Here is a 522-nt window from a genome sequence, read left to right on the forward strand (position 1 = left end):
CTTCCCGCCCTGCGGCGTCAGCCCGAGGGCACGTTGCCCGAGGGCGTTCTGGCCCGCGACATGCTGGATGACATGGGCTTCGGCGGCACCGACCACGAGCTGCGCCTTTCGGCCCCGGTCGGGCGCGATGGCCTCACGCTGATCGAGCTGCGCGAACGCACCGATGGCAAGCCCTCGCCCCGGCTCATGGCACTCAGCCGCGCCCTCGGGGAGGCAGAGCTGCTGGCCTTCCGCCTCAGCGGCGGGCGCCACCCGGGCGGCGAGTTTGCCTTTACCGTCTATCGAAACGGCACCGTGACCCGCCGCCTGCACGTGCAGCGCGCGCAAGAGGAAGACGGCTGGAAAGCCAGCGAAAGCGGCGCGCCCCATGCGCTGGAGGCCGAGGCGCCGCCTGGCAGCGAGGCCCCCGGGGCGCTCATTCCGCCGAGCCGGCAGGCCGCGCTGCTGGCCCAGTTGGGCATCGACGCCGACGAACTGCTGTTCGACCGCAGCGCGCACACCGATGTGCTCGAACTCTCCACC

At 72.2% G+C, this 522-nt stretch carries 1 protein-coding gene; it reads left to right on the plus strand.

Features of this window, described 5'->3' with window-relative positions; genetic code table 11:
• The coding region (locus DYI42_RS24030; protein WP_213549649.1) for a hypothetical protein at positions 1–522 on the plus strand (522 nt) is incomplete at both ends.

Origin of the sequence: Vannielia litorea (assembly GCF_018424695.1) — a bacterium.
Lineage (GTDB): Bacteria > Pseudomonadota > Alphaproteobacteria > Rhodobacterales > Rhodobacteraceae > Vannielia > Vannielia litorea_A.